The organism is Burkholderia sp. GW821-FHT14F03, from assembly GCF_058803765.1.
The window spans coordinates 90,637-98,415 of sequence record NZ_JBXAPG010000029.1; the positions used below are offsets into that span (position 1 = coordinate 90,637).

Here is a 7,779-nt window from a genome sequence, read left to right on the forward strand (position 1 = left end):
CTTTAGTTCGGCACGGAACGCCCCCTGTCGCGCGACCGATCGCACCAATTGCCGCGCGTTTCCGGCGTTTCTAGACTGGTGGCATCGTGTGTCGCGCCGCTTGCCGCGGGACGCCGGCGCCGCCCGCCCCCGAACGCTCATTCGCATCAGGAGACAGCCATGCCCCATGCCGAACTCGCCCTCGACACCGCGTCGCCCTCACCGCACGCCGTCGGCGAACCGGCCGCGCGGCTGTCGCCGCTCGGCGCCGTGATCGACGCCGTCACCGCACGCCGCGACGAGTTCGACCGTCTGTCGCACGTGCCGCGCGACATGATCGCGTTGTTCAAGCAGGCTGGCATCTACCGGGCGGGCACGCCGCGCCGTTTCGGTGGCGATGCGCTCGCGCCCACCGCATTCCTCGACATGATCGAGCGGATCGCGCTCGCCGACGGCTCGGCTGCGTGGGTCGCGAGCTTCGGTTCGGCCAACGTGTATCTCGCCGCGCTGCCGCTCGACACGCAGGCGGAGCTGTACGCGAGCGGCCCCGACCAGGTATTCGCGGGCGGCCTGTTCCCGGTACAGCCGGCACAGCCTGCGCCCGGCGGCTGGCGCGTCAACGGCACGTGGAAATTCGCCAGCGGCTGCAAGGGCGCCGACTGGCTCGGCGTCGGCATCGCGGTGCCCGGCGGGCGGGATGCCGCACCGAACAAGCCGCGCACGGCCGTGTTCCGCGCCGCCGAAGTCGAGATCGTCGAGAACTGGAGCGTGGTCGGCATGCAGGGCACCGGCAGCCACGACCTGCGCGTCGACGACCGCTTCGTGGCCGACGCCTGGACCTTCGTGCGCGGCGGCGAACCGACCGTCGACGAACCGCTGTACCGCTACCCGACCGTCGCGTATGCCGCTCAGGTGCTCGCCGTCGTCAACCTCGGCCTGGCGCGCGCGGCGCTCGATGTCGTGAACCGCATGTCGGGCGGGCGACAGACGACCACCGGCGCGCCGCGCCTCGCCGATCGCGCGTACTTCCGCATCGAGCTTGCGAAGGCCGAAGCACAGTTGCGCTCGGCGCGCGCGTTCTTCTACGATGCGACCGACACCGTCTGGCAATCGATCCTCGCCGGCAACCCGGTAACGCCCGACCAGGTCAGCATGCTGCGGCTCGCGGCCACGCACATCGCGCGCGAAGGCGCGAGCGTCGTCGAACGGGCGTACCGTCTCGGCGGCACGCCCGCGATCTACCGCTCGCATCCGCTGCAGCGCCTGCTGCGCGACGCGATGATCGTCACGCAGCACGCATTTCTCGCCGAGGGCAACTTCGACGGCGCCGGCGCGGTGTTCACCGGCGTCGCGCCGTTTCCCGGCTACTTGTAACCCGCGTCGCGTCGCGATGTCATCCTCGACGATGCCCGTGCCGGCCGGCCGGGCAACCCCGATTCCTCAGGAGCATCCTGTCATGTCCGATTCGAATCCGCTGCCGCTGCGCGTGCTGTTCTGCTGCGGCGTCTCGCAAAACTTCTTCGACCTGCCGCGCGAGAAGATCGGCGAAGTCTGGCAGGCGCACGGCGCGATGCTCGCGGCCGTCGAGGCGATGCCGGGTGTGCGCGTGCTCGGCGTGATGGATGACGACCGGCTCGTCGTCGGCCAGGCCGACGGCGCGCCGTGGACCTTCTACATCATGGCCGACGTCGCCGACTTCGACACCACGGTCGCGGTGTGCAACCTGTATCGCACGACGCCGGTCGGCGAATACAACCTGTGGCGCTACGGCAAGATCGAGGCGCGGGTCGGCCGTGCGCTGACCGTACCGCCGGCCGCGCGGCCCACGTCGTGATTCCAGCGATGACGACGCCCGCGATCCCTCGGTCGAGTCTTGACGGTGCGCACGCCCGGCTCGATGCGCTCGACGTCCTGATCCACCGCGTGGCGACGCTCGACGCCGAACGCGCGGTGCGCGCGGCGATGACGCGCTACATGGCGCTGTGCGACGTGCCCGGGGCGGCCGGCGACGGCCCGGCCCTCGCCGGCCTGTTCGCGGCCGACGCGGTGTGGGAGGGCATCGGCCCACAGTACGCAAGCAGGTTCGGCCGCCTCGCAGGCATCGATGCGATCATCGCGATGCTGCGCCGCTATCTGCCGCCCGACCCGCATTTCTCGGCGAACCTGCACTTCCTGACGTCGGAATCGATCGACGTCGACGCCGGCCACGCCATCGCGCGCGGCCGCTGGATCATGCTGCAGGCTTCACGTTACGCCGACGGCACGGCAGAGCTGATCGCTGCGCGGCTGAGCGTCGATTTCGCGCCGGCCGGCGACGGCTCGACCTGGCTGATCCGCCATTTCCGCACCGAACGCGTGCTCGACGGCCCATGGCCGCTCGCCACTGCGCCCCGGCCCTGACCCTTTCGCACGCCCCACACCATGACAGGCTTCATCGACACCGTCACCTTCGGCGGGCCGGGCCCGACGATCGCGATCAAGGACACCATCGACATCGCGGGCCGTCCGACCCGCGCGGCCAGCCGAGCGCTGGCCGACGCGCCGCCCGCCGCGCAACACGCGGACGTCGTGCGCCTGCTGCTCGATGCCGGCTGGCAGATCGCCGGCAAGGCGAACATGCATGAGCTGGCGTTCGGCATGACGGGCATCAACGACTACACCGGCACGCCGGTCAATCCGCAGGATGCGGCGCGCATTCCGGGCGGCTCGTCGAGCGGCTCCGCGTCGCTGGTCGGCCTCGGTGCGGTCGACGCGGCGCTCGGCACCGACACCGGCGGCTCGATTCGCGGGCCGGCCGCCTGCTGCGGCGTCACCGGCCTGAAGCCGACCTTCGGCCGCGTATCGCGGCGCGGCGTCGCACCGGCCGAATCGACGCTCGACTGCGTGGGGCCGTTCGCGCGCGACATCCGCATGCTCGCCGCAGCGATGGCCGCAATCGCACCCGGCTTCGATCGCACGCTCGCGACGACGCCGGTAACGGATTGCACCGTCGCGCAAGTCGTCGTCGACGCCGATCCGGCCATCGCCGCCGCGCTCGACGCGGCCATCCGCGCGGCCGGCTATCGTTCGCGGCGCATCGTGCTCGACGACCTGCGCGCCGCCTTCGATGCCGGCCTCACGGTGATCAACGCGGAGACCTCGCGCGCGTTCGGCCACCTCGTCGCGACCGGCCGGCTCGGCGCCGATCTCGATGCGCGGCTGCGCACCGCCGCGACGACCACGCCCGCCACGCAGGCCGCCGCCGAAGTCGTGCGCGCGCGGTTCGCCGCGCAGGTAGACTTCGCGCTGCGCAACGCGGATGTGCTCGTGCTGCCGACGCTCCCTGCGTTGCCGATCACGCTCGACGAGGCGCGCAGCGGCGTGTCGGTGATCGCGATGTCGTCGCTGATCCGCCCGTTCAACCTGAGCGGCCATCCCGCGCTCAGCCTGCCGCTGCCGCTCGCCGGCTCGCCGCTGAAGAGCGGGCTGCAGATCGTCGGGCGCAAGGGCGCGGACGAACAGGTATGCGCGATCGCCGCGCACTTCGAGGCGGCGCTGGCCGCCTGATCCATCATGCGTACGCGCCGGCGCGTACGCCTACCCGGAATCCATGAACCATGTCCGATCGAGTCGTACTTGTCACCGGCGCCGCGCGCGGGCTCGGCGCCGTCATCGCCGAACGCTTTCATGCGGCCGGCTATCGCGTCGCGCTCGCCGACATCGCCGTCGATGCCATCGAGGCGCACACCCGCGTGCTCGACCCCGACGGCGCGCGCGTCGTCGCGCTGCCGCTCGACGTCACGTCCAAACGCGATTTCGAAGCCGCGCGCGATGCGCTCGTCGCGCGCTGGGGCGCGATCGACGTGCTCGTCAACAACGCGGGCGCGTCGAAAGTCGTGCCCGCGATGGAGATCACGGCCGAGCAGTTCGATCGGGTGATCGACGTCAATCTGCGCAGCGTGCTGTTCGGATGCCAGGTATTCGGCCAGTATTTTTCGTCGCGCGGCGCGGGCCGCATCGTCAACATCGCATCGCTCGCTGGACAGAACGGCGGCTCGGCGACGGGCGCTCACTACGCGGCCGCGAAGGGCGGCACGCTGACGCTGACCAAGGTGTTCGCGCGCGATCTCGCCGCACAAGGCGTGACGGTCAACGCGATCTCGCCGGGGCCGCTCGATTTGCCGATCGTTTATGAAAGCGTCGCGCCGGAGAGCCTCCGGCGCGTGCGCGCCAGCCTGCCGGGCGGGCGCCTCGGCTCGGCCGGGTTCGTCGCGGACGCGGCCGTGCTGCTTGCGTCCGGCGACGCGCATTTCGCGAACGGCGCGTGCTGGGATATCAACGGCGGGTTGTATATGCGGTGAGCCGGCGCGTGCGCGCCGCGCCACCGCCCGCAACGCTAGCGCGACGCATCGCCTTCGTCGCCCCACACCGCCATCACGTCGCGCACCAGTGCCGCGATCGACGTCGCGCCGAGTTTCTCCTTGATGCTCGCGCGATGCACGTCGACAGTCTTCACGCTGATCGACAGGTCCGACGCGATCTGCTTGCTGCCCTTGCCATCGATGACGCCGCGCAGCACCTCTTTCTCGCGCGCGGTCAGCGCATCGAGCCGCTGACGCAATTCGCGGTGACGCCTGCCCGATGCATGCCGCTGCCGCGCGAGCCGCAGCGCGCGCTGCACGCATTCGAGCATCTGCTGCGAGTTGTACGGCTTCTCGACGAAATCAATCGCGCCGTTCTGCAGTGCGCGCACGGACATCGGGATGTCGCCGTGCCCGCTGACGAAGATCACCGGCAGCGTCGCGCCGCGCGCATTCAGTTCCGCCTGCACGTCGAACCCGCCCTTCTCCGGCATGCGCACGTCGAGCACCAGGCACGCGGGCAGGTTCACGTCGAAGCGCGCGAGAAAATCCGCCGCGTTCGCGAACCCTTCCGAAGCAATCCCGACCGATTCGAGCAACCACGCGAGCGAGGTCCGCATGCCGCCGTCGTCGTCGACGATGTATACGATCGGAGCGGATGGCGTCATCGGGTTGTCTCGAAAATATCGGTATGGGTATCGGACGCATCGCGCGCGAAGCCGGCGACCGGCCCGTTGCGCTCGCGCTCGCGGGGGGATACGGCACATCATAACGAGCCGGAAACCCACTGAAAACCCCTGCATGCCTCGCATGAACGCGCGATCGCGCTTTTTCCTCGGGGCGCGATCCAGCGATAGGTAGAACCTTTAGACGTGTTGGCGGAAATGCCAGCTCCGGCGTCAATCGTTCGAATGTTCTTCCGCTTTTTCGCGACGTACGCTCGCGTCATCGTTAACGATCCGCCGCGCTGCTCGCGCACGCGCCATCGCCGCTTTCGTTCACTCAGGAGCACCCCATGCCCCCTACTCCCGCCGCGTCCGCCGCGTCTGCTTCGCCCTTCGCATCCGACCGCCAGCGCACGACGCGCGTCGAGCCGACCGATACGCTGAAGGCCTTCCGCCAGGCGATGGCCCACCTCGGCGCGGCCGTCAACGTGATCACCACGGCCGGACCGCACGGCCGCGGCGGCATCACGGCGAGCGCCGTGTGCTCCGTCACCGACACTCCGCCGACCGTGCTGGTCTGCCTCAACCGGTCGAGCGCGCTGCATGCGATCTTCGAGCGCAATCGCCACGTCTGCATCAACGTGCTGCCGGCCGAGCACGAACTCCTCGCGCGGCATTTCGCGGGACTCACCGAGTTGCCGATGGAACGTCGCTTCGACTTGCCCGTCTGGGATCGCGGCGAGCGGGACGTGCCCGTGCTGCGCGACGCGCTCGCGAGCGTGCAGGGTACGATCGCCGAGATGAAGGAGGTCGGGTCGCATTCGGTGATGTTCATCGAGACAACGTCGATTCGCGTGCGCGACGACGGCGACAGCCTCATCTACTTCAACCGCGCGTTTCATCGCGTCGCGCGCACGGCATCCGTGCGGTGACGCCGCGCCGCGCGGCCCGAGGCTGACTACGCCGCCGCGCGCGGCGCGCGCGGCCCGGCCGCGAGGGCCGCGCCCACGAACAGCGTCAGCGCCGAATGCGCGAACCTGCGCGCCGGCCCCGCGCGGTTCGACACTCAGCCGATCGCGAACGGCCGCTCGGTCTGGCCGAACATGAAGATCGTCGCAAACGCGCGGGTGCCCTTCGCCCACGGCAGGTCGTGCCGCAGCGAACGCCGTGGTCGACGCGATGGCCGACAGGAACGTCGCGCCGAACAGCACGTCGCGGGAACGCGGCCGTCGGATGGACAACCCGCGCGGGCACCAGCGTCGCGATGGCGAGCAATGCGTTGAGCACGGCCAGCGCCAGCCCGCTGCGGATCCAGTCGAGCATCCCCGGCCACACCGCGCCGACATCATGGTCGCCGCGCCGGGCATTACGTAGAATACGGGCACCACCGAGGAACGATGAGCTTGCCGATGACGACCTTGCCGCTCGATTTCACGTCCGGCCCCACGCTCGCGCCCGAGGCCGAGACCTCGCCCGCCGCGCGCCTGGGTGCGCTCGACTGGCCAACGCTGGAGGCCGACCTCGCGACGCGCGGCTATGCGATCCTGCCGTCGGTGCTGACGCCCGACCTGTGCCGCGCGGCCGCGGCGCTGTATGACGACGCCGCGACGCGCTTTCGCAGTCGCGTCGTGATGTCGCGCCATCATTTCGGACAAGGTGAATACCGTTACTTCAGCTATCCGCTTCCGGAACCCGTGGCCGACTTGCGCGCCGCGCTGTATCCCTTGCTCGCGCCGATCGCGAACCGCTGGCATGCGGCGCTGCGGATCGACGCGCGCTTTCCCGCCGAGCACGCGGCCTTGCTCACCCGCTGTCACGCCGCGGGGCAGCGACGCCCGACGCCGCTGATGCTGCGCTATCGCGCGGGCGACTATTGCTGTCTGCACCAGGACCTGTACGGCGAGCACGTGTTCCCGCTGCAGGCCGTGTTCCTGCTCGACGAACCCGGTCGCGACTTCGGCGGCGGCGAGCTGATGCTGACCGAGCAGGCCGCGCGCGGAGCGCCGCGTGCTGAAATCGTGCCGCTGCGGCAAGGCGACGGCGTCGTATTCGCGGTCAACCACCGGCCCGTGCGCAGCGCGCGCGGCTTCGCGCGCGCGAGCATGCGCCACGGCGTCAGCCGCGTGCACGACGGCCAGCGCACCACGCTGGGCCTCATCTTCCACGACGCCGCCTGAGCGGCCCTGCTCCCGCCCCGCGCCGGCCCGCGCGCGGACCCGACGGCACTGAGCCGTCCCGTTCGTGCACCGCATTCCCGCATGAATCCGGATGCCGGCTCCTGTGAGACGAGGCTTCGCGCCGACGCGCGCGCTCCCGCGCCTTGCCGCAACCCACGCCAATGCATGCGGCCACACGGGCCCGCTGCGTCGCCTCACCCCCGGCACGACGCACGCCCATGCCGCGGCGCGGCCTGCGTGACAAGGGCGAACCAAGCAATAGGCAGCCCTTCCGCCGCCGAAAACGACACACATCCCGCGTACTGGAAAGCGTCCGAAACGCCCACCATATTAGTACTCGTTCGATTTTAAGAAACAACCTACAGTTTTTGTCTTAAACATAGGACAACCGCCAAATCCCTCCGACAGACGGCGATACCATGGCTCGCCTCGACCCATGCTCCCGCCGTCAGCGCATCACATCGTGCATTTCGTTTCGTTCCGCTTCCTCGCCAGGCCGTCTTCCGCGTCGCATCGGGGGGGGGGGGGGGGGGGGGGGGGGGGGGGGGGGGGGGGGGGGGGGGGGGGGGGGGGGGGAGGGGGGGGGGGGGTGGGGGGGGGGGGGGGGGGGGGGGGGGG

The 7,779-nt window shown here is 70.3% G+C and carries 8 protein-coding genes and 1 pseudogene; 7 read left to right on the top strand and 2 right to left on the bottom strand.

What is annotated here, in order from left to right; translation table 11 throughout:
- Window positions 1-159: 159 nt before the first annotated feature.
- The 5 genes from AC1RQF_RS20485 (at window position 160) to AC1RQF_RS20505 (ending at window position 4,319) form a co-directional block, all read left to right on the top strand.
- Window positions 160-1,353, top strand: coding sequence for an acyl-CoA dehydrogenase family protein (locus AC1RQF_RS20485; RefSeq protein ID WP_492872833.1), 1,194 nt, complete (start codon window positions 160-162; stop codon window positions 1,351-1,353).
- A gap of 82 nt (window positions 1,354-1,435) precedes the next feature.
- Window positions 1,436-1,813, top strand: coding sequence for a hypothetical protein (locus AC1RQF_RS20490; protein ID WP_492872834.1), 378 nt, complete (start codon window positions 1,436-1,438; stop codon window positions 1,811-1,813).
- An 8-nt stretch (window positions 1,814-1,821) separates the two neighbouring features.
- Window positions 1,822-2,379 (top strand): nuclear transport factor 2 family protein, encoded by a 558-nt coding sequence (locus AC1RQF_RS20495; protein WP_492872835.1) that lies wholly within the window; start codon window positions 1,822-1,824, stop codon window positions 2,377-2,379.
- 21 nt (window positions 2,380-2,400) lie between these two features.
- The gene (locus AC1RQF_RS20500) at window positions 2,401-3,525 is read left to right on the top strand and encodes an amidase (RefSeq protein ID WP_492872836.1); all 1,125 of its coding nucleotides are present in this window, start codon (window positions 2,401-2,403) and stop codon (window positions 3,523-3,525) included.
- 50 nt (window positions 3,526-3,575) lie between these two features.
- Window positions 3,576-4,319, top strand: coding sequence for an SDR family NAD(P)-dependent oxidoreductase (locus AC1RQF_RS20505; protein WP_492872837.1), 744 nt, complete (start codon window positions 3,576-3,578; stop codon window positions 4,317-4,319).
- 35 nt (window positions 4,320-4,354) lie between these two features.
- On the opposite strand, the gene AC1RQF_RS20510 is transcribed toward AC1RQF_RS20505, so the two are convergent.
- Window positions 4,355-4,987 (bottom strand): response regulator transcription factor, encoded by a 633-nt coding sequence (locus AC1RQF_RS20510; RefSeq protein ID WP_273996903.1) that lies wholly within the window; start codon window positions 4,985-4,987, stop codon window positions 4,355-4,357.
- A gap of 347 nt (window positions 4,988-5,334) precedes the next feature.
- Between AC1RQF_RS20510 and hpaC the strand changes: the two genes are divergently transcribed.
- The gene (hpaC, locus tag AC1RQF_RS20515; protein ID WP_443111461.1) at window positions 5,335-5,916 is read left to right on the top strand and encodes a 4-hydroxyphenylacetate 3-monooxygenase, reductase component; all 582 of its coding nucleotides are present in this window, start codon (window positions 5,335-5,337) and stop codon (window positions 5,914-5,916) included.
- Window positions 5,917-5,942: 26 nt separating this feature from the next.
- Here the strand turns inward: hpaC and AC1RQF_RS20520 are convergent.
- A pseudogene (locus AC1RQF_RS20520) lies at window positions 5,943-6,375 on the bottom strand (YbfB/YjiJ family MFS transporter); the annotation flags it as partial.
- A gap of 18 nt (window positions 6,376-6,393) precedes the next feature.
- On the opposite strand from AC1RQF_RS20520, the gene AC1RQF_RS20525 reads away from it, so the two are divergent.
- A complete protein-coding gene (locus AC1RQF_RS20525; protein WP_492872838.1) occupies window positions 6,394-7,161 on the top strand; it encodes a 2OG-Fe(II) oxygenase in 768 nt (255 codons plus the stop codon).
- The last annotated feature ends 618 nt before the right edge of the window (window positions 7,162-7,779 follow it).

Excerpts from the sequence above, each read along its gene's own strand:
- AC1RQF_RS20525 (WP_492872838.1), top strand. The coding sequence starts at position 6,394 with ATGACGACCTTGCCGCTCGATTTCACGTCCGGCCCCACGCTCGCGCCC.
- AC1RQF_RS20505 (WP_492872837.1), top strand. The coding sequence starts at position 3,576 with ATGTCCGATCGAGTCGTACTTGTCACCGGCGCCGCGCGCGGGCTCGGC.
- AC1RQF_RS20495 (WP_492872835.1), top strand. The coding sequence starts at position 1,822 with ATGACGACGCCCGCGATCCCTCGGTCGAGTCTTGACGGTGCGCACGCC.
- hpaC (WP_443111461.1), top strand. The coding sequence starts at position 5,335 with ATGCCCCCTACTCCCGCCGCGTCCGCCGCGTCTGCTTCGCCCTTCGCA.
- AC1RQF_RS20490 (WP_492872834.1), top strand. The coding sequence starts at position 1,436 with ATGTCCGATTCGAATCCGCTGCCGCTGCGCGTGCTGTTCTGCTGCGGC.
- AC1RQF_RS20485 (WP_492872833.1), top strand. The coding sequence starts at position 160 with ATGCCCCATGCCGAACTCGCCCTCGACACCGCGTCGCCCTCACCGCAC.
- AC1RQF_RS20500 (WP_492872836.1), top strand. The coding sequence starts at position 2,401 with ATGACAGGCTTCATCGACACCGTCACCTTCGGCGGGCCGGGCCCGACG.
- AC1RQF_RS20510 (WP_273996903.1), bottom strand. The coding sequence starts at position 4,987 with ATGACGCCATCCGCTCCGATCGTATACATCGTCGACGACGACGGCGGC.